This is a genomic window from Nocardia tenerifensis NBRC 101015 (assembly GCF_000308715.1).
Classification (GTDB): Bacteria; Actinomycetota; Actinomycetes; order Mycobacteriales; family Mycobacteriaceae; genus Nocardia; species Nocardia tenerifensis.
In genome coordinates this window covers 1-16,997 of the sequence record NZ_BAGH01000199.1, presented here as the reverse complement: position 1 = coordinate 16,997, position 16,997 = coordinate 1, and the positions used below count along the sequence as shown (strand labels likewise).

21 protein-coding genes and 1 pseudogene are annotated in these 16,997 nt (G+C 69.0%); 13 read left to right on the top strand and 9 right to left on the bottom strand.

Translation table 11 applies throughout. The features are described from left to right. Nucleotides 1-301: 301 nt before the first annotated feature. The 4 genes from ON39_RS17085 to ON39_RS17070 form a co-directional block, all read right to left on the bottom strand. Nucleotides 302-1,087 carry an RNA polymerase sigma factor SigF gene (locus ON39_RS17085; RefSeq protein ID WP_040735245.1) on the bottom strand — a complete coding sequence of 262 codons (786 nt, stop codon included), beginning with the start codon at nucleotides 1,085-1,087 and terminating at the stop codon, nucleotides 302-304. Further along, complete coding sequence (locus ON39_RS17080) at nucleotides 1,077-1,508, bottom strand: ATP-binding protein (protein ID WP_040735264.1); 432 nt, start codon at nucleotides 1,506-1,508, stop codon at nucleotides 1,077-1,079. The genes ON39_RS17085 and ON39_RS17080 overlap by 11 nt, the downstream gene beginning before the upstream one ends. Before the next feature lie 176 nt (nucleotides 1,509-1,684). Beyond that, complete coding sequence (locus tag ON39_RS17075; protein WP_040735243.1) at nucleotides 1,685-2,359, bottom strand: PAS and ANTAR domain-containing protein; 675 nt, start codon at nucleotides 2,357-2,359, stop codon at nucleotides 1,685-1,687. A 98-nt stretch (nucleotides 2,360-2,457) separates the two neighbouring features. Further along, on the bottom strand, nucleotides 2,458-2,865 hold the full coding sequence (locus tag ON39_RS17070) for an STAS domain-containing protein (RefSeq protein WP_040735242.1): 408 nt from the start codon (nucleotides 2,863-2,865) through the stop codon (nucleotides 2,458-2,460). A 350-nt stretch (nucleotides 2,866-3,215) separates the two neighbouring features. Here ON39_RS17070 and ON39_RS17065 point away from each other — a divergent pair, with 350 nt between their 5' ends. Then, on the top strand, nucleotides 3,216-3,437 hold the full coding sequence (locus tag ON39_RS17065) for a DUF6480 family protein (RefSeq protein WP_083894507.1): 222 nt from the start codon (nucleotides 3,216-3,218) through the stop codon (nucleotides 3,435-3,437). A 198-nt stretch (nucleotides 3,438-3,635) separates the two neighbouring features. After that, a complete protein-coding gene (locus tag ON39_RS17060; protein WP_040735262.1) occupies nucleotides 3,636-4,856 on the top strand; it encodes a glycosyltransferase in 1,221 nt (406 codons plus the stop codon). A 480-nt stretch (nucleotides 4,857-5,336) separates the two neighbouring features. Here the strand turns inward: ON39_RS17060 and ON39_RS17055 are convergent, their stop codons facing one another. Continuing rightward, nucleotides 5,337-5,882: a DUF6328 family protein gene (locus ON39_RS17055; RefSeq protein WP_051186734.1), complete on the bottom strand. Its 546-nt coding sequence runs from the start codon at nucleotides 5,880-5,882 to the stop codon at nucleotides 5,337-5,339. A gap of 169 nt (nucleotides 5,883-6,051) precedes the next feature. On the opposite strand from ON39_RS17055, the gene ON39_RS17050 reads away from it, so the two are divergent. The 7 genes from ON39_RS17050 (at nucleotide 6,052) to ON39_RS17015 (ending at nucleotide 11,283) form a co-directional block, all read left to right on the top strand. Further along, nucleotides 6,052-6,771: a metallophosphoesterase family protein gene (locus ON39_RS17050; RefSeq protein WP_040735240.1), complete on the top strand. Its 720-nt coding sequence runs from the start codon at nucleotides 6,052-6,054 to the stop codon at nucleotides 6,769-6,771. A gap of 101 nt (nucleotides 6,772-6,872) precedes the next feature. After that, nucleotides 6,873-7,847, top strand: coding sequence for a glycosyltransferase family 9 protein (locus ON39_RS17045; protein ID WP_040735239.1), 975 nt, complete (start codon nucleotides 6,873-6,875; stop codon nucleotides 7,845-7,847). Between the two features lie 65 nt (nucleotides 7,848-7,912). Next, the gene (locus ON39_RS17040) at nucleotides 7,913-8,254 is read left to right on the top strand and encodes a hypothetical protein (protein WP_040735237.1); all 342 of its coding nucleotides are present in this window, start codon (nucleotides 7,913-7,915) and stop codon (nucleotides 8,252-8,254) included. Next, nucleotides 8,254-8,706 (top strand): hypothetical protein, encoded by a 453-nt coding sequence (locus ON39_RS17035; protein WP_040735236.1) that lies wholly within the window; start codon nucleotides 8,254-8,256, stop codon nucleotides 8,704-8,706. The genes ON39_RS17040 and ON39_RS17035 overlap by 1 nt, the downstream gene beginning before the upstream one ends. Before the next feature lie 2 nt (nucleotides 8,707-8,708). Further along, nucleotides 8,709-9,026 (top strand): hypothetical protein, encoded by a 318-nt coding sequence (locus ON39_RS17030; RefSeq protein ID WP_246003173.1) that lies wholly within the window; start codon nucleotides 8,709-8,711, stop codon nucleotides 9,024-9,026. 30 nt (nucleotides 9,027-9,056) lie between these two features. Next, nucleotides 9,057-9,251: a hypothetical protein gene (locus ON39_RS17025; RefSeq protein ID WP_040735234.1), complete on the top strand. Its 195-nt coding sequence runs from the start codon at nucleotides 9,057-9,059 to the stop codon at nucleotides 9,249-9,251. 532 nt (nucleotides 9,252-9,783) lie between these two features. After that, on the top strand, nucleotides 9,784-11,283 hold the full coding sequence (locus tag ON39_RS17015) for an FAD-dependent oxidoreductase (protein WP_040735231.1): 1,500 nt from the start codon (nucleotides 9,784-9,786) through the stop codon (nucleotides 11,281-11,283). Between the two features lie 24 nt (nucleotides 11,284-11,307). On the opposite strand, the gene ON39_RS17010 is transcribed toward ON39_RS17015, so the two are convergent. Further along, nucleotides 11,308-11,844 carry an AAA family ATPase gene (locus ON39_RS17010; RefSeq protein ID WP_040735230.1) on the bottom strand — a complete coding sequence of 179 codons (537 nt, stop codon included), beginning with the start codon at nucleotides 11,842-11,844 and terminating at the stop codon, nucleotides 11,308-11,310. An 18-nt stretch (nucleotides 11,845-11,862) separates the two neighbouring features. Between ON39_RS17010 and ON39_RS17005 the strand changes: the two genes are divergently transcribed. The 3 genes from ON39_RS17005 (at nucleotide 11,863) to ON39_RS16995 (ending at nucleotide 13,286) form a co-directional block, all read left to right on the top strand. Beyond that, a complete protein-coding gene (locus tag ON39_RS17005) occupies nucleotides 11,863-12,252 on the top strand; it encodes a VOC family protein (protein ID WP_040735229.1) in 390 nt (129 codons plus the stop codon). A 42-nt stretch (nucleotides 12,253-12,294) separates the two neighbouring features. Then, nucleotides 12,295-12,750, top strand: a complete 456-nt coding sequence (locus ON39_RS17000; protein ID WP_040735227.1) for a VOC family protein — start codon at nucleotides 12,295-12,297, stop codon at nucleotides 12,748-12,750. A gap of 68 nt (nucleotides 12,751-12,818) precedes the next feature. Continuing rightward, nucleotides 12,819-13,286, top strand: a complete 468-nt coding sequence (locus ON39_RS16995) for an NUDIX hydrolase (RefSeq protein WP_040735225.1) — start codon at nucleotides 12,819-12,821, stop codon at nucleotides 13,284-13,286. A 1-nt stretch (nucleotide 13,287) separates the two neighbouring features. Here ON39_RS16995 and ON39_RS16990 read toward each other — a convergent pair whose 3' ends face one another. The 3 genes from ON39_RS16990 to ON39_RS48195 all read right to left on the bottom strand — a co-directional run bounded on the left by ON39_RS16990 (nucleotide 13,288) and on the right by ON39_RS48195 (nucleotide 16,498). Beyond that, nucleotides 13,288-14,052 (bottom strand): SDR family oxidoreductase, encoded by a 765-nt coding sequence (locus tag ON39_RS16990; protein ID WP_040735223.1) that lies wholly within the window; start codon nucleotides 14,050-14,052, stop codon nucleotides 13,288-13,290. 124 nt (nucleotides 14,053-14,176) lie between these two features. Further along, nucleotides 14,177-16,045 carry a CocE/NonD family hydrolase gene (locus ON39_RS16985; RefSeq protein WP_051186733.1) on the bottom strand — a complete coding sequence of 623 codons (1,869 nt, stop codon included), beginning with the start codon at nucleotides 16,043-16,045 and terminating at the stop codon, nucleotides 14,177-14,179. 78 nt (nucleotides 16,046-16,123) lie between these two features. Further along, on the bottom strand, nucleotides 16,124-16,498 hold the full coding sequence (locus ON39_RS48195; RefSeq protein WP_040735222.1) for an FHA domain-containing protein: 375 nt from the start codon (nucleotides 16,496-16,498) through the stop codon (nucleotides 16,124-16,126). A gap of 25 nt (nucleotides 16,499-16,523) precedes the next feature. Here ON39_RS48195 and ON39_RS49660 point away from each other — a divergent pair. Further along, nucleotides 16,524-16,997, top strand: a pseudogene (locus ON39_RS49660) (hypothetical protein); the annotation flags it as partial.

Sequence of the window (16,997 nt, the reverse complement as noted above, 5' to 3'; positions counted from 1 at the left end):
GAGCCGGTACCACCAGCGCCGCTCTGAGTCCACGAGTCGCTGCGACGCAACGCTGCCCGCAGTGAAAACGCTAGATTTTACTGCGATGCAGGCTGTTTCGGCGTGACACAGTGCGGCTCGACGTAACAAAGCGACTGGGCCTGGCACAGAGCGGCTGGACATAACGCAATGCGGCTGGCGTTGACGCAGTGCGACTCAGGCTGACACAGTTCGGCTCGACCTGACGCAGCGAGACTCAGCGCGACGCCGGAGTGTCCAGCGTGACGCCGACGATTCAGCGTCACGCTGGGCAGCCCGATCTTCAATCCCGTAAAGCCTGCTCCCGCAACATGTTCAGCGTGCGGGACAGTATCCGCGACACGTGCATCTGTGACACCCCGAGTACGTCCGCGATCTGAGTCTGGGTCTTGGACTCGAAGAATCGCATGATCAGCACCTGACGCTCACGCTCCGGCAGCTCCTCGATCAGCGGGCGGACGGCGAGGTAGTCCTCGACCAGATGGTAGGAGGGTTCCTCCGCGCCAAGGCTTTCCAGTAGCGGCAGCGGCGCGTTCTCGATGTCGTCGCCGGCGACCGCGTCGATGGACGAGGACTGGTAGGCGTTGCCGGCGATGAGCGCCTGGGTCACCTCGACGAGGTCGACGTCCAGTTCCTCGGCGATCTCCCGGGCGCGCGGGATGCGGCCGAGTCGCTGCGACAGCGCCTCCACCGTCGCGCCGATGCTGAGCTGAATCTCCTTGGTACGCCGCGGAACTCGTACCGACCACGTGTTGTCCCGGAAGTGCCTGCGCACCTCGCCCATGATGGTCGGCACCGCGAACGCCAGAAACGACGAACCGCGGGTGACGTCGAACCGGTCGGTGGCCTGCACCAGCCCGAGCCGGGCGACCTGCAGCAGATCATCGAAGTTCTCGCCGCGCCCGGCGAATTTGCGCGCGATGTGCTCGGCGAGCGGCAGGCACCGCCCGATCAGCTCCTCGCGCATCGCCTCCCGGCGCGGATCGTCGTCGGGCAGGGCCGCGATCTTCTCGAACAGCGGCTCGATATTGTCGTAGCTGTCACCGCGAGACCTCGATTCACCCGCCATCCGAGGCCCCTCGTACCCAACTGAAGTCGACGACCGTGGGGTATCCGGATAGGCCGCCGTCGAACGGCCCCTGTGTGGCCGAGATCGACTGGGTCAGTGTGCGTACGATGTGCCAGCCGAACCCGGCCTGCCCCGCCACCGACTCCGAGGTGGCCACCGATGCGACATGGACGAACATTTGCCTTGTGTCATAAGTGAATTCGCACTCGAGGCTACTGCCGGGTACCGCGTCCAGAATCAACGAGGTGGCGACCTCGTCGAGCGCGAGCCGGATGTCGGTCACCTCGTCGAGGGCGAAGTCCGCGATGAGCGCGACGGTCTCCGCGAGCGCGCGCAGCATCGTCAGCTGCTCCAGCTGTGCGGGGATTCGGACGCCGATTGTTGTTGTTTCCGTTGAGGATCGGGAAGTCCATTCCCCCATGCCCATCACCACCTTGCTCTCGCAGCCAAACCCGGGGACGTCGGTGACCGTCGGCCCGAGCTCTTCCGGGCCACCCGCTGCCCAGCACCACGACAGGCAATAACTCTGAAGTCGCGGCACTCCTCATCTCGCTACCGTCGTACCCGCCGCGATGCACCCGAAACGTCGGCGCGAGATCAGTCCGCGTCGATCCGTTCGTGCGCGGTGAGCAGCAGGTGATCGAAGCGCGTGCGCAGGCCGACGGTCGATCCGGTGAGGGAGCCGAGATCATCGACGAGCCGCGAGGCGAGGGTGCGCAACTTGATGTTGGTCTCCTGCGAGCGCCAGCTGAGCACGCGGAACGCCTGATCGGAGCTGACGCCGTACACCAGCATCACCGCGCCTTTGGCCTGTTCGATCACCGCGCGGGAGGCCCACAGCTCGGGCAGCGCGTCGTCTAGCGCCTCCTGGCGGTGGTGCTCGAGGGTGTCGGTCACGTCGATGTAGTAGCCCGCGGTCCCCACGACCCTGCCTTCTTTGTCGAAGAGGTCGTCGGCGACGACGATGACGTGGTGCAGCTCGCCCGCTGTGTCGATGATGCGGTGCCTGCTGGAGAACGGCTCACCGTGCTCGATGGATTTGGCCAGCGCGTTGGCCACTTGCGCGCGATCGTCGGGGTGCTTGTGCGTCAACAGCAGTTCGGTGGTCGGCGACACGGTGCCCGGCGTATAGCCGTGCATCGTGGCCACCTCGTCCGACCATTCCCAGCGTTGATCGGCGAACCAGAAACGAAAACTACCGACACTCTGCGGTGTCCCCAATCCGATCACCCGGTCCAGCGCGCGAGAATCCTCGGGCTGGACCGGCCCCATTTCAGTCACAGCGCAAGTATCCGTCGCGCGCGCACGCCACGCGACCAGATCTGTGCGCGCCACGCCGAAATCCGTGCCGCCGGTGAATCGGCGGCTCCTCAACCGTCGAGCGCGGCTCGCATCGACGGATAGTGACTGAACATCGGTCGAACCCCGGATATCTCCAGCGAACGTTCGATCGCCTGTCGACCGGCGACGATACGAACATCGGTGCCGTCGCACGCGGCCCGTTGTTTCACCGAGCCGAGCGCGCCCGCGGCCCGGAGACTGAGGAATCGCGCCGCCCGCAGATCGATCACCACGGCGTGACAGTTCGAGCGGACCGCCCGTTCTACCGCGGCGAAGAATTCCGGACTCGCGGCCGCATCCAATTCGCCTTCGACGCGGACCACCACGCATTCGTTTCGGCGATCTACGCGCTGAGCCCAGGCATGGCTATTGCGGGGCCCCGAGCCGTTCCGGTGTACGCCGCCGGCGTACTCATGCAGGGCGGAACTAGCGGACATAACTATACCTCCCGTATAAGGGGGGAAAATCCAGTTCTACGCGACAAGTTCGGTCGATGAGAATATACAAGGGAGCGAACATCCGTCGCAAGATCGCGAAAAGGCTGTCGCTACGATCCCCATCATCCGGATTCGGCGGGTGTGGTGCGCCCTACGTGGAACCGGGGTCGGCTGTAGTCTCAACCTTCTCCAGTGTCGCATGGTCCGTCGCCTATGTCACAAATACCTCCGGACCACCGCTTCTGGGCGCTGTTCAGCGGCCACGCGGAAACGGCATGTCGATCTGCCCCCGTTTCGAGCGGGCAAACCCGAGTTCGATTACCTGCGGGGAGACCGGGTACGCCGGAAAGATGGATCCCGACCCGTACACAACCCCAGACCTCGAGCCGGGCGGCGGCGTCCCGCCGGGCTCCACGCCGCCGGAGAGCGGGCAGACCTCGGGCCTGTCCGCGCCCGAGCCGTCGACCAGCCACCACTTCCCCGGCACGGGTGTGGTGGCGGTGATCGTCACGGTCCTGCTGGTGGTGCTCTTCACCGCGGTCGCGGTGGGCATCATCGTGTCGATGATCTGATCGGACCCCGAGCGAGCGGACCGGCGTCCACATCGCCGGGCGGACTCCGTATTGCCAAGCGGGCTCGATGGTTTCGTTCCCGCCCACACGGGCATATCTGGGGCATAGCCGAATTCGACACATGTCACGCGAGGCCCGGTCGCGGGCATCGCGCAGCCCCGCCGCGTGCCATCACCCGTGGTGAGAACGGAGCACATCGTGAAGATCGCCATGGTTTCCGAGCATGCGAGCCCGCTCGTCGGGCTCGGCGGAACCACCGTCACCGGCCAGCATATCCACGTCGCCGAGTTGGCCGCGGCCTACGCGCGGCGCGGGCACGACGTCACCGTCTATACCCGCCGCGACGGTTCGGCGCTGCCGTCGGAGGTGCACACCGATGCGGGTTATCGCGTGGTGCACGTGACCGCAGGCCCGGCCGAGCCGCTGCCGCGCGACCAAAGTCTGCCCTACCTAGGCGATTTCGGCACTTTCCTGCAACGCCAGTGGGGGCTGGACACGCCGGACATCGTGCACGCGCACTTCTGGATGTCGGGCCTCGCGGGGGAGTTGGCCGCACGCGCGCACGGCATTCCGGTGGTGGTCACCTTCCACGCGCTGGGCACCGTGCGCCGCCGCCATCAAGGACTCGCCGATACCAGCCCGCGCTCGCGCATCCGCTTCGAGCGGCTGATCGCCGGGCGCGCGGCGCATATCGTGGCGACCTCCTCGGACGAGGTGCGGGAGCTGACCAGGATGGGGGTTCCGCGATTCCGCATCTCGACCGTGCCGAGCGGAATCGACCTGTCCGCCTTCACTCCTGAGGGCCCGATCGCCGACCGCGGGCAGCGGAGCCGGACGCACCGGGTGCTCTCGGTCGGAAGACTGGTGCCGCGCAAGGGTTTCGACATCGCGATCAAGGCGCTGCAAGAACTGCCGGACACCGAACTGCTGATCGCGGGCGGGCCGGTCGGCGACGACATAGAGGACGACAGCGAAGGGCGCCGGCTGCGCAGGCTGGCGATGGATTACGGTGTGCAGGACCGGCTTCGGATGCTCGGCCATGTGCGCCGCGCCGAGCTGCCACGCTGGTATCGGTCGGCCGACGTGGTGCTGACCACGCCCTGGTACGAGCCGTTCGGCATGGTCCCCCTCGAGGCGATGGCCTGCCGAAAGCCGGTGGTAGCCACCGCCGTCGGCGGCCTCCTCGACACCGTTGTAGACGGCGTCACCGGCAGACTCGTCGCACCCCCCGACCCCCTCACCATCGCACGCGCCGTCCGCCAACTACTCGACGACCCCACCCTCCGCGACACCTGGGGCGCAGCAGGCTACCAACGCGCAGCGAGCCGCTACGCCTGGGACCACATAGCCCTCGAAACCCTCACCGCCTACCACCGAGCCTCCCCCGCCCACGCCGGCGAGGTCGTCTCAGTCCAGTGACCGTTCCCGGGCGGTGATGGCCTTCGCACAATAACCGCCCGCGCGGTGACCACCTGCGTGCCAGCGGCTGCGGCCGCGCGCTAACCGCCGCAACGCGACCGGTCGCACAGCGGTGATCGACTCCGCGCAATGACCGCTTGATAACCGGCTCGGTGCGGTGAGTGCCTCAGCGCGATGACCGCCGCGCGATGATCCCGGCGGCGCGGTGGTTGTCTCAGCGCCGAATGTCCCCGCAGCGGGGTGGCCGCCGCAGCGCGAAAACCGTTGAGCGCGAGGACCGGTGCCACGCGGATGGCTGTTCAATGCGATGACCGCCAGCGCACGGATGTCCGTCTCGGTGCGACGGCCACCGTCAAGCGGGTGTCCGTCCCGGAGCGCCTATCGCCGCGACGCCGATAGTCCTCCCGGAGGGACCACCGCCGCCACGCGGATGTTCCTCTCGACACGACGGCTGTCAAGGAGTGGTGACGCGGCTGGCCCTCACCGTGCCCCGTCGGCGGGCTCGCTGGATCGGCGCCAGAGGAGGGGGGCGAAGAGCCAGGCCAGTAGGAACAAGATGCCGATGGTGGCGCCGGCGGCTACTCCGCCGGCGGTTCCGGTCACCATGCTCACTACCAGGACGGTGGCGCCGATGAGGGCGATGCCGAGCAGGGTTACGCCGGCCATTGCGCATCGGTGGGCGGCGGCGACCACGTTGCCTAGGCGGTGGCGCCGGAAGAGGATTCGGTGCCAGGAGACGGGGGCTACCAGGAATACCGTCGCGCCCATGGCGGCGAGGAGAGTTACCAGGTAGAGCACCCGTAGGGGGTGCGACAGGGTTCCGAAGGTCGCCTGGAACGGCACGATCAACAGTGCCGAGATGAGGAACTGCACCCCGGTCTGCACTACGCGCAACTCTTGGACCAGGTTGCTCCAATTGCGGTCCAGCCGTTCGGTTTCGGTCTCGCCACGCACGTCCTGGTTCCAGGCGGCGTCATTGCCGGACACGATGACCCCCCGCTGTCTCGATCGCCCGGACGGGTCCATCCTCGACCATCACACTCGCCCTTCTCATCACCGACCCCGCGGGCTCTTCCGCAGGTGAACGAGTACCCGCTGCGGCGGCGATTAACCGGGTGAGCGCGGGGGTACCACCGCAGTACGCGCCCGGACGTCGGCACCCAGTCCCATCGAAGACCGAAGAGAGTTGAGCCCCATGCGGATCGCGGCGATCGGTGATGTCCACCTCGGCACCGAGTCCTCCGGCCTCCTCCGGCCCGAACTGCGCGACCTACCCGAGCGGGCCGACGCGCTGCTGCTGGCGGGCGACCTGACCGAGCACGGCAGCATGGACGAGGCCAGGGTGGTCGCGGCCGAGTTCGCCGACCTAGGCGTGCCCGTGATCGCGGTGCTCGGCAACCACGACTATCACGGCGACAACGAGGACGCGATCGCGAAGCTGCTGCGCGACCACGGCATCACCGTCCTCGAGGGCACCGGGGTCACCCTCGAGCTCGACGACGGTTCCCTCGGCGTCGCGGGAACGAAGGGCTTCGGCGGCGGCTTCGCCGGTCGCTGCGCCGGGATTTTCGGCGAGCGACTGATGCGCGAGTTCGCCGGGCACACAGTGGATCTCGCGGAATCACTCGGTTCGGCGCTGGCCGAGCTGAGCGCCGACTTCACGATCGCGCTCACCCACTACTCCCCCGTCACCGAGACCCTGCTCGGCGAGCCGGCCGAGCTCTACCCCTTCCTCGGCTCGTACCTGCTCGGCGAGGCGATCGACGAGTACGGCGCCGATCTCGCGCTGCACGGCCACGCCCACGCGGGCAGCGAGCACGGCAAGACGCCGGGCGGAGTGCCGGTGCGCAATGTCGCCGGGCCGGTGATCCGCGCGGCCTACCGCGTCTACGAATTGCAGCCTGCCGCCGCCTGATCGACACGAGCCGCCATTGATGGAGAGCGGGCGTTTCGGATTTCCCGGCACGGGCACCCGAGCCCTATGGATGCTCCGACAACTGAAACGTTGCCCGCCCTATGACCGGGCATGTCCTGGTGGCGCGGCTCGACAGCGCGGGAGACGTCCTGCTGGCCGGCCCCGCCGTACGCGCCGTCGCCCGGATCGCCGACACGGTCACCTTTCTCGCGGGCCCGCGCGGCAGCTCGGCCGCCGCGCTGCTGCCCGGCGTCGACCGCGTGCTGGAGTTCCAGGCCGCCTGGCTCGACGGCGACCCGCCGCCGCTGACCAGCGCGGCCGTGCGCGCGCTGATCGAGTGCGTGCGGATGCTAGCGCCGGACGAGGCGCTCATCAGCACCTCGGCGCACCAGTCCCCCCTGCCGCTCGCGCTGCTGCTGCGGATGGCGGGCGTGCCGCGGATCGGCGCCATCACCACCGACGAGGCCGGCTCGCTGCTCGACGTCCGCCACCGCGTGCACGACGAGATGCCGGAGCAGATTCGGGCCTTGTCGCTGGCCGTCGCGGCGGGCTATCCGCCCGTCGGGCACCGGCTCCGAGTCCGCGAGGATCTGCCCGAGGTCACCGAATTGACCGGTGGCCCAGGCTATGTCGTGCTGCACCCCGGCGCGGCCGAACCGGCCAGGCGGATGTCGGCCGAGCGCAGCAGGCAGGTGGCCGCCGCACTCGCCGACGCGGGCCACCGCGTGGTGGTGACCGGGAGCGCGGCCGAACGGGCGCTCACCGACACCGTCGCCGACGGGCACGCCCGCGACCTCGGCGGGGCCACCGACCTGGCCGGCTTCGCCGCCGTGCTGCGCGAGGCCGACGCCGTGGTCGCCCCGAACACCGGCGCCGCCCCGCTGGCCGCGGCCGTCGCGACACCCGTGGTCTCGCTGTTCGCACCGGTCGTGCCGGCCCGGCGCTGGGCGCCCTACGGCGTGCCGACCATCGTGCTCGGCGATCAGAGCAGACCGTGCGGGCGGCACGGCCTCGACGCGATCCCGGACACCGCGATCGTCTCCGCCACCGAGCAGGTGCTGCGCGCCACCGATTGATCCCCCGTCGGCCGGGTATGCGGTCGAAAGCCCCCTTTTCGGTGGTAGACCAGAAAGGATTCCCCATGCTTCCCGGACCGAACGAATCGACCACGGGACACAGCGGTGCCGAGCACCATGGACGCCCCGACGACAATTTTCCGGACTACACCCGAACCTCGCGCGCGCACGTCGGGGAATCGATCGAGGACGCCCGCAACTGGCCGGGCATCATTCTGGTGGCCCTCGGCCTGGTCGGCCTCGGCCTGACGCTCACCGCCGCGGGCTACGGCTTCAACGGCTGGGCGATCATCGGGGCGATCGCGACCGTGGCGTGCATCGTCGTCGGCGTCCTCGTGATCATCGCCGAGCATCGTCGGCTGAAGAAGCGCGAGGGCTTGGGCCTCACCGATCAGGCGGGTCACTGATGAACTCTCGACCCGCGCTGCGCGCACTGCTGATCGTCGGCGCGCTCGCGGCCGCCCCGCTGGTGGCCGCGTGCTCGAGCGACGACAAGGATCCGGCGGCCCCGGCCACCGGGCACAACACCTCGGTCATGCTGTCCATGCCGTCGACGACGGCGCAGGTGCCCAACCCCGACGCGCAGATCTCCGGGGCGGCGGCGAAGCAGCTGTGCGACATGATGCGCCCGGATCTCGACAAGTGGCGCACCGAAGGCGCGGCCCTCGGTCGCGTGGCCTTCAACGGCACCGTGCACAACTGGGCGGCCCGCAACGGCGGGCTCAACGACACCGTGCTGAAGGACCGCGGCGTGGTCGACAAGATCACCAAGGAGAACTGCCCGGACGTGCGCCAGCAGGCCCTCGAGGCCCTCGACACGTCCGATCTCGCCAGCGCACTCGTGGGATTCGGAGGATGAACATGTTCAAGACCGCCAAGTTCTTCGTGTTCGTGATCGCCGCGGCGTTCTTCCTCGGCGGCTGCGGTGACGAGCCGGAAAAGCTGGTCAACAAGGGCGGCAACACGCCGTGCAACGAGTTCACGGCGCAGGACGAGAGCAAGCAGCGGATCACCGTCACCAAGTTCCTCGAGCAGGAGCGCAACGGCGACGCGCCCGCCACGCAGGACCGGACGGTGGACGCGGCCATCGCGTCGATCAAGCTGATGTGCGCGGCGCAGGCGAACCCGGACACTCCGATCAACAAGGCCGACCTGACCGGCATCCTGGTCCCGAAGTAACCGCACCGCGCACGCGAACGAGGCGAAGTCATGACCACACGGCACCAGCGGAACGTCGTGGAACTCCTTGTTCTGCAACACAATCGGATGCGCGAGCTGCTCGACGACCTACAGTCCACGGCGGGGCCCGAGCGCAGGGAGTCGTTCGAGGAGCTCTCGCGCTGGCTCGCCGTGCACGAGGCGACCGAGGCGGAGTTGATGCAGGGCAGCGTCAACTCTTGGTGAGCAGTGTCAGCTCATGGGGAGTAGGCGCGGTACCTGCGGCATGGGCAGTGCGGCGCCGGTGAGCAGGCGCGGTACCTGCGGCATGGCAGCGCAGCGCCGGTGGGCGATGGCCGCCGGGGGCGACCGTCGGCTCACCGGCGAACAGCGCGTTGAGCACGGTCTCTTCGATGACCCGAACGACACGTCGTAGATCGGGTTGAGCTGACCCCAAGGGATTCCGGTGTGGACCAAGCCCAGTGGCACTCGGCGGCGAGTTCCCCCGGCAGCAAGGGGCGTCGGTCGCGACGACGATGATGACGGAGCCGGAATACGAAGGGGCGGGCCACGTCCCGAGCGGATTGTCCGCAGCCGAGAGCGTCCCGAGCGGATCGTCCGCAGGCAAGAGCCTGCCGAGCGGAACACTGCGGATTGTCAGTTGCCTGCGCGCCCTGGAATTCGCCTGAATGAACACCCGCTCGCACCCGCGCGGCAGGATCGCCGTGACGTCGGTGCGCACGGGTTTGCTCACTGCCGCACCGGATATGCCGTATTCATGTCCTCCCTGTGGTTGAACGACGCGGAAGTCCCGGCCCGCCTGCGACTGACGCCGGGATCGCGCTTCGACACCGTGGTGATCGGCGGGGGCCTCACCGGCCTGGTCACCGCGGTTCTGTTGGCGGAGAAAGGCGTTGAGGTGGCGGTGGTCGAGGGCAGAAGGGTCGGGGCGGGGACCACGGGCGCCACCACCGGGAAGATCAGTCTGCTGCAGGGCACGCGGGCCCAGCGGATTCGGCGGCACCACTCGGCGGGCACGCTGCGCGACTATGTCGCGGCGAATCGCGAAGGGCAGCAATGGTTGCTGCGGTTCTGCTCGGAGCACGGCGTGCCGATACAGCACGCCGCCGCCTTCACCTACGCGCAGTCGAAGAGCGAGATCGCCGCAGTGCGCGCGGAATTCGACGCGACACGGGAGGCGGGGTTGCCGACCGAGTTCGTCGAGCGGCTGAACGTACCCTTCCCCGCGTACGGCGCGGTGCGGCTGGCCGATCAGGCACAGGTCGATCCGATGGCTGTGCTGGCGGCGCTGGCCGCGGAGGTCGAGTCGCACGCCGCCCCGATCTACGAGTCGACCATGGTGCGCGGGGTACGCGGCGGGTTGGCCGGGGACCTCACCATCGAGACCGAGCACGGCGACCTCGGCGCGGGCACCGTCGTATTGGCCACGGGCACACCGATACTCGACCGCGGCGGGTTCTTCGCCCGGCTCACCGCGCAGCGTTCCTGCCTGGCCGCTCTGCGGCTCAGCGAGCCGATCCCGCGCGAGATGTACCTCAGCGCTGGGCAACCCACCCGCTCGCTGCGCTACGCGCCGACGCCGGACGGCGACGTGCTGCTCGTCGGCGGAAACGGCCACCCGGTCGGGCGTGCCCGGTCCGAACGCGCGAAGCTCGACGAGCTGGTGAGCTGGGCCCAAACCTGGTTTCCCACCGCCGAACTCGTCCAGGAGTGGTCGGCGCAGGACTACTCGCCGGTCGGCGAACTCCCCTACGTCGGCCCGTTGCTGCCCGGGCGGCGCGACATCCTCGTCGGCACCGGATACGCGAAGTGGGGCCTCACCAACGGCGTCGCCGCCGCGCTCGCCCTGGCCGGGCAGATCACCGGCGAGCAGCCGGGGTGGTCCGGCGCGCTCGCCAGCTGGCGGCCGGACGAGCTGAAGGCGCTGCCCTCGGCCGTGCTCGCGAACAGTGCGGTGGCACAACGACTCACGACCGGATGGCTGCGCATGGCCGCGCGCTCCGCGGACCGGATTCCGGAGGAGGGCCGCGGCGTCGTGCGGCGGCACGGCGTTCGCCCCACCGCGGCCTGCACGGTCGACGGCGTCACCACCGAGCTGTCCGCGGTGTGCCCGCACCTCTACGGCATCGTCCGCTGGAACGACGCCGAACGCTCCTGGGACTGCCCGCTGCACGGTTCCCGCTTCGCGCCCGACGGCACGCCGCTCGAGGGCCCCGCCACCGAACCGCTCACCCCGCTGCACCTGCCGAGGCCCTGACCACGGTGGCGGATCCGCGCGAAGCTACTGCCCGAACGGCTCGGCGCGGGCCAGTATCTCCTCCACCGTCTGCCGGACGGTGAGATACGAAGTGTCGAGCCACAATCCGATGCGCGGCGTGCTCTGCCACAGCGCCGCGTCGAGCTCGGCGACGCTGAAGGTGCCGTAGGCCGACTTGGCCCGCCCGGCCTCGCGCGCGGCGACGACCTCCGGCCGCGGCGCGAGCACGACGACGTACAGCGGACGGGTCACGATCTGATCGATGGTGTACTGCAACAACTCTCCGAGCACCGTGTCCTGCAGCACCGCGGTGAATCCCGCCGCCGCGTACCCGTCGGCGGCGTTGGCGGCCAGCCGGTGCCGCAGGCAGAGCTGGCGCAGCGCCTCCTGCGATGGCTCGCTGCTCATCTCCTCGCGACCCCCGACGACGAACCGGCGGAACGCGTCCCCGCGCACGTGCGCCGACCTCGGTAACCGCTCGGCCAGCGCCTGAGCCACCGTCGACTTCCCGGCCGCCTGAATGCCGGTGATGAGGTAGACCGAGGGTGTCGTGGCGATCATGGTGCCTAGTATGGCGAAATGCTGACCAATGCTCGATTCGAAGCGCGTATCCCGACCACCGATCTGGCGCGGGCGCGCCGTTGGTACGCCGAGAAACTCGGCCTCGAGCCGGTGGAGGAGCGCGCGGGCGGCCTGCGCTACGAGGGCGCGTCGGGCGTCTTCTGCCTGTTCGCCTCGGCGGGCGCGTCCGACGGATCGTTCACCCAAATGGGTTTCTACGTCGACGATATCGAGGCCACCGTCGCCGAACTCCGGGCGCGCGGCGTGGTCTTCGAGGAGTACGAGGGTACCGTCGACGGGATCATGGAGATCGAGGGCAACTACCCGAGCAAGGGGCGCGGTGAGCGCGGCGCGTGGTTCCGCGACAGCGAGGGCAATATGCTCGGTCTCGCCCAGGTCATCCCCTGAGGCGCGAAACCCGTTGCGGGGCAGCGCGCCTATTCTGGTGCGATGGTTGATCCGATCCCGCCCGGCCAGCACAGCCTCACCGCCTACCTCGCCGTCGAGGACGCGCGCTCGGCGATCCGGTTCTACGTCGACGCCTTCGGTGCTGTCGAACTCTACGTCGGCGAGTCCCCCAGCGGCCGAATAGACCACGCGGAGTTGAGGATCGGCGACTCCTCCCTGGTTCTGGTCGAGCCGTCCGAAGGCAATCCGCTGCTGCCCGCCGCGCAGCCGGGAACGTCCGTGGGCCTGCGGCTGTACCTCGCCGACGTCGACGCGGTCCACGCCGAGGCCGTGCGGCTCGGCGCGCGCGCCTTCAGCCCCGTCAAGGATCTGTTCTACGGCGACCGCAGCGGAACCATCGTCGACCCCTTCGGCCATGTCTGGATCCTCTGCACCCGCACGGAGAACCTCACGCTCGAGGAGATTCAGGAGCGCGCGCGCAAACTGTACGGCGGATAGGCGGCCGCGACGACTACGATCGAGCCATCGATCTTCCTCGACGACCGCTCGTCCGATCAGGAGTCCAGTTGACGGTTTTTCGCAGTGTCGTCGGTGTGCAGCTGTTGTTGAGCCGCGGTGAGCAGGTGCTGCTCGCGCGGCGCAGGAACACCAGATTCGGAGACGGCGAGTGGAACGCGCCGGGCGGTCGGCTGGACGAGGGCGAGGACGTGTTGACCGCCGTCCTCCGGGAGGCCGAGGAGGAGATCGGCGTCCTGGTGGATCGCGCGGACGTCGAGATGGTCGCGTCGATGCACGTCCAGTCGCCGCCGGGCCAGGCGCTGATCATCTTCGTCTTTCGTGCCGAGACCTGGTCGGGCGAGCCGTGGAACCGCGAACCCGATCGCTGCTCGGAGCTGCGCTGGTTCGACCTCGACGATATTCCGGAGCAGACCATTCTCAGCACCCGCGCCGGCATCGACATGTTCCGGCGCGGGCAGCGTTTCGGGGTGTTCGGGTGGCCGGAGCACGCGGTGCTCGGCACGCCGCACCGGTAGCTCATAGCAGCGTACCGCCGCTGGCGTCGATGTAGGAGCCGGTGATCCAGCGGGCGTCCTCGGAGGCGACGAAGGCGACGACATCGGCGATGTCGGAGACCTCGCCCACCCGGTTGAACGCCGACCACTGCGACATCTCGGCGACGGTGGCCGGATCGTCGAAGACCGGATCGCCGTTGTTGGTGACGCCGGGGGCGACGGTGTTGATGGTGATGCCGCGCGGTGCGATGTGCAGGGCCAACTGCTGGGTGATCTGCTCCATCGCGCCCTTGCTCATCGCGTAGCAGATCTGCGAGGGCAGCGAGGTCCGCGTCATGCCGGAGGAGATGTTGATGATGCGGCCGCCGGTCGGCATCGAGGCGAGGGCTCGCAGCGTCAGATAGAACGGCGCCTTCGCGTTCACCGCGATGTGCCGGTCGAACATCTCCGGTGTGACCTCCTCCGGCATCGCGCCGGTGAAGCCCGCGTGCGCCGCGTTGTTGACCAGGATGTCCAGGTGCGCGGCGCCGGTGCGGGTGAGCAACTCCGCTTCGAGCTGGGTGAACAACGCCGAAACGCCCTCTGGCGCACCGAGTTCGGCGTGCACGAGGAACGCGTCCGCGCCCGCCGCCTCGATCTGCCGGACGGTCTCCTTGCCTGCCTGCTCGTTCGCCGAGTAGTGCACCGCGACCAGCGCGCCGTCGCGGGCGAGGCGACAGGCGATGCCCCGGCCTATCCCCCGACTCGATCCGGTGACCAGGGCGACTTTGCCCCGAAGGTTGCCCATGACATCCCCTCCACGTCTACGACTGTTTGTAGTAGATCGTAGTGCGCCGCGAGAAAAGGACAATCCCGGCGTTCGGTGCCGAACGCCACAACCGAATACCCTTGCGGGAACGCGAAATATCTGATCAGTCCGCGCGGCCCGTGCGCACGGTGAGGTAGCTCGGCCGCTCGGGGTCGAGCACGACGGCCTGGCCGGTGATTGCGCGCCGCAGCCACGGCGGGATCATGTGACGGGGAAAGCTGTTGCGGCTCACCGTGACTCGCAGTCGATGCCCGGCGCGCAGGACCGCCTCGGTCGGGTTGATCTCGAGGTCGATGCCGAACGGCACCCCGGGGACCACCGGAAGCGCGGACGCCGCGGTGAGGGTGTGCAGCGGGAACAGCAGTTTTCCGTCGGCGTACTTGCTGCCAGCCTCGTCGATCGCCCGCATGCTCGACAGCAGCGCGCCGCGGGTGATCGGCACCGAGCGGCCGTCCGGCTCCACGTCGCACACGGTCACCGACCAGAACGCGTCCGCCCCTTCGACTTCCACGTTCAGATGCAGGTTCATCGGGCCGGAGAGCACCGTGTCCTCGGTGAACGGTGCGCTGGTGAACGCGGCCGCGCCGGCCTCCGCGTGCCGGTCGTCGGTGCCGAACCGGCGTCCGAACAGCAGGGCCGCCCCCATGCTCATCACCCCGGTGTTGTTGGAGGCCATGCGGATTCGACCGGTGGGCAGCGGAAGTCGTGCGGAGAGCTCGTTCGGCTCGGCGGACAAGCCCGCGTCGGTACCGGCATGCGGTGCGGTGCCGGAGTTTTCGGGATTCAGGTAGTAACGCCGCGGAGTGGTCGCGGGGTCGGGGAACTCGTCGTGCCCGCGCCACCGGCCGTCCCCCTGCCTGCGCACGGTGATCGGGCCGTAGCCGTCGATGCCGTTGTCGACGCCCTTGACCCACCGGTCGAACCACGCGCATTGCAGTTCGTCGATGGCCTGCGGGCTGTCCGGCGCGCCCAGCCCCGAGCCGACGGTGAGGTGGTAGGAGTCGTCGACCAGGACCTGTTTCGCGCCGCCGGACAACGGGATTCGGTCGTACATGCGGAAGTTCGACCGGTTGTAGACGTCGTGCCAGCCGCCGTGGATCCAGGTGGGCGCGGTGATGTCCTCGAAGCGCGCGAGTTTGCTCGCCCACATCGGGTTCAGGAAGCTGTCCGGGTGACGCTCGGTGAGGCCGATCTCGATCGCGTGCCGTACCCAGCCCGCCGGGTCGGCGAGCCGATCTCGCAGGAACCGCCGGGTGATTCCCGCGCGCAGCAGTCCGGGCACCGACGGTAGCCACTTGCTGCCGGTGACGGCGAGAATCCAGATCAGCATGCCCGGTGTCGGCACACCGCCGGTCAGGCCGAGTTCGCGGATGGGGTCCTCCCCCGCCTCGATGGCGAAGACGGCGCGCAGCCCTTCGGGCCGCAGTCCGGCGGTGATCAGCGCCGAGATGGCGCCGTAGGAGATGCCGGTGACCGCGAGATCGCCGTTGCACCAAGGTTGTTCGCGCACCCAGGCGAGCGCCTCCAGATAGTCCTGCTGCTCGCGCGGCTGGAAGAAGTCCCAGCTGCCCGTGGACGTGCCGGTGCCGCGCACGTCGATCATCAACCCGACGTAGCCGCGGCGCACCGCGGTGCGGTTGATCACGAACGGCTCCAGGATCCCGCCCGCGGGTGTGTGCAGCACGTCGCGCGCGGTGAAACGCCGCCGGTCCGAGGGGCCGATCCACCGGCCGAGGGCGCGCAGCGGGTCGTTCCAGCGCATGCCGTGCCGGTTGAGCATCTTGTTGTAGGGCGTGAAGTTGACGATGGCGGGCAGCGGTTCGCGCGCGGGCCCCGCGCCGTCGCCCGGCCGCAGGATGTCGGCGGTGAGGACCGCCCCGTCGGACATGGTGAGCGGAACACTGGTGGCGCCGAACAACTTCGGGTACCGGGCGGGCCCGATATCGAAACGGTGATTCGGCGGCACGGTCATGCTCACGACGATAAGCGCACCCCAACACCGCTGTCCGCGAAACGACCGATACTGTCCCAGACGCAAAGGTGCTGGTGCTCAGGCGGGTTCGGGATCCGCCCGTTCCATGGTGAACACGATGGTCGTCCAGCCGCCGAGATGGATGCGGTCACCGTCGCGCAGCGGAACCGCCGTCTTCGCGGGGATCAACTCGTCGCTGCCGTTGACGCCGGTTCCGTTGGTGGAGCCGAGGTCGGTGACGGTGAGCCGGTCGCCCTCGAGGTGGATCGTGGCGTGCGAACGGGAGACGCCGACGTCGGCCGGGGCGATGCCCAGATCGATATCAGGGTCCACGCCCTGCGAGACGCTGCGTTTACCGATGAGAAAGTCGGTGCCGCGCAATGTGATTCGGCGCTCCGGGTAGAACGCGGGGAACCCGACCTGGTCGGCGTCGGGACCTTTGCGAGCGATCACCCGGTCGTAGAACTCGCGATCGGCGATGATCGTGGCTACCCAGGTGACCGACGGCGTGCCGGGCGCGGTGGATGTGCCGGGCGCGGTGGGCGTGCCGGACGTGCCAGGCGCGGCCGACGTGCCAAACGTGCCAGGCGCGGCGGACGTGCCCGGTGCAACGGATGTACCGGGCGTGCCAGACGCGACAGGCGTGCCCGATGCGCCTGGCGTGCCGGACGTGCCAGGCGCAACGGACGTGCCGGATGTGTCCGATGCGACAGGCGGGCTTGCCGCAGCCGACGTGTCCGGTGAGCCCGGCGTGCCGGACGTGCCAGGGGTGCCTGCTGCGGCCGACGTACCCGGCATGTCCGTCGCGACAGGCGTGCCTGCTGCAGCGAACATGTCCGGTGAGCCCGGCGTGCCGAACGTGCCCGGCGCGACGGACGTGCCAGGGGTGCCTGCTGCGGCCAACGTGCCCGGCGTGTCCGGCGCGACAGGCGTGCCTGCTGCTGCAAGCGTG

Coding starts and splice junctions, on each gene's coding strand:
- ON39_RS17000 (WP_040735227.1), top strand. CDS start 12,295: ATGGTTGATCCGATCCCGCCCGGCCAGCACAGCCTCACCGCCTACCTC.
- ON39_RS17025 (WP_040735234.1), top strand. CDS start 9,057: ATGACCACACGGCACCAGCGGAACGTCGTGGAACTCCTTGTTCTGCAA.
- ON39_RS16990 (WP_040735223.1), bottom strand. CDS start 14,052: ATGGGCAACCTTCGGGGCAAAGTCGCCCTGGTCACCGGATCGAGTCGG.
- ON39_RS16985 (WP_051186733.1), bottom strand. CDS start 16,045: ATGACCGTGCCGCCGAATCACCGTTTCGATATCGGGCCCGCCCGGTAC.
- ON39_RS17075 (WP_040735243.1), bottom strand. CDS start 2,359: ATGGGGCCGGTCCAGCCCGAGGATTCTCGCGCGCTGGACCGGGTGATC.
- ON39_RS17035 (WP_040735236.1), top strand. CDS start 8,254: ATGAACTCTCGACCCGCGCTGCGCGCACTGCTGATCGTCGGCGCGCTC.
- ON39_RS17070 (WP_040735242.1), bottom strand. CDS start 2,865: ATGTCCGCTAGTTCCGCCCTGCATGAGTACGCCGGCGGCGTACACCGG.
- ON39_RS17010 (WP_040735230.1), bottom strand. CDS start 11,844: ATGATCGCCACGACACCCTCGGTCTACCTCATCACCGGCATTCAGGCG.
- ON39_RS17040 (WP_040735237.1), top strand. CDS start 7,913: ATGCTTCCCGGACCGAACGAATCGACCACGGGACACAGCGGTGCCGAG.
- ON39_RS17045 (WP_040735239.1), top strand. CDS start 6,873: ATGACCGGGCATGTCCTGGTGGCGCGGCTCGACAGCGCGGGAGACGTC.
- ON39_RS17085 (WP_040735245.1), bottom strand. CDS start 1,087: ATGGCGGGTGAATCGAGGTCTCGCGGTGACAGCTACGACAATATCGAG.
- ON39_RS17030 (WP_246003173.1), top strand. CDS start 8,709: ATGTTCAAGACCGCCAAGTTCTTCGTGTTCGTGATCGCCGCGGCGTTC.
- ON39_RS17050 (WP_040735240.1), top strand. CDS start 6,052: ATGCGGATCGCGGCGATCGGTGATGTCCACCTCGGCACCGAGTCCTCC.
- ON39_RS17005 (WP_040735229.1), top strand. CDS start 11,863: ATGCTGACCAATGCTCGATTCGAAGCGCGTATCCCGACCACCGATCTG.
- ON39_RS17065 (WP_083894507.1), top strand. CDS start 3,216: ATGGATCCCGACCCGTACACAACCCCAGACCTCGAGCCGGGCGGCGGC.
- ON39_RS17015 (WP_040735231.1), top strand. CDS start 9,784: ATGTCCTCCCTGTGGTTGAACGACGCGGAAGTCCCGGCCCGCCTGCGA.
- ON39_RS17080 (WP_040735264.1), bottom strand. CDS start 1,508: ATGGGGGAATGGACTTCCCGATCCTCAACGGAAACAACAACAATCGGC.
- ON39_RS17055 (WP_051186734.1), bottom strand. CDS start 5,882: ATGGACCCGTCCGGGCGATCGAGACAGCGGGGGGTCATCGTGTCCGGC.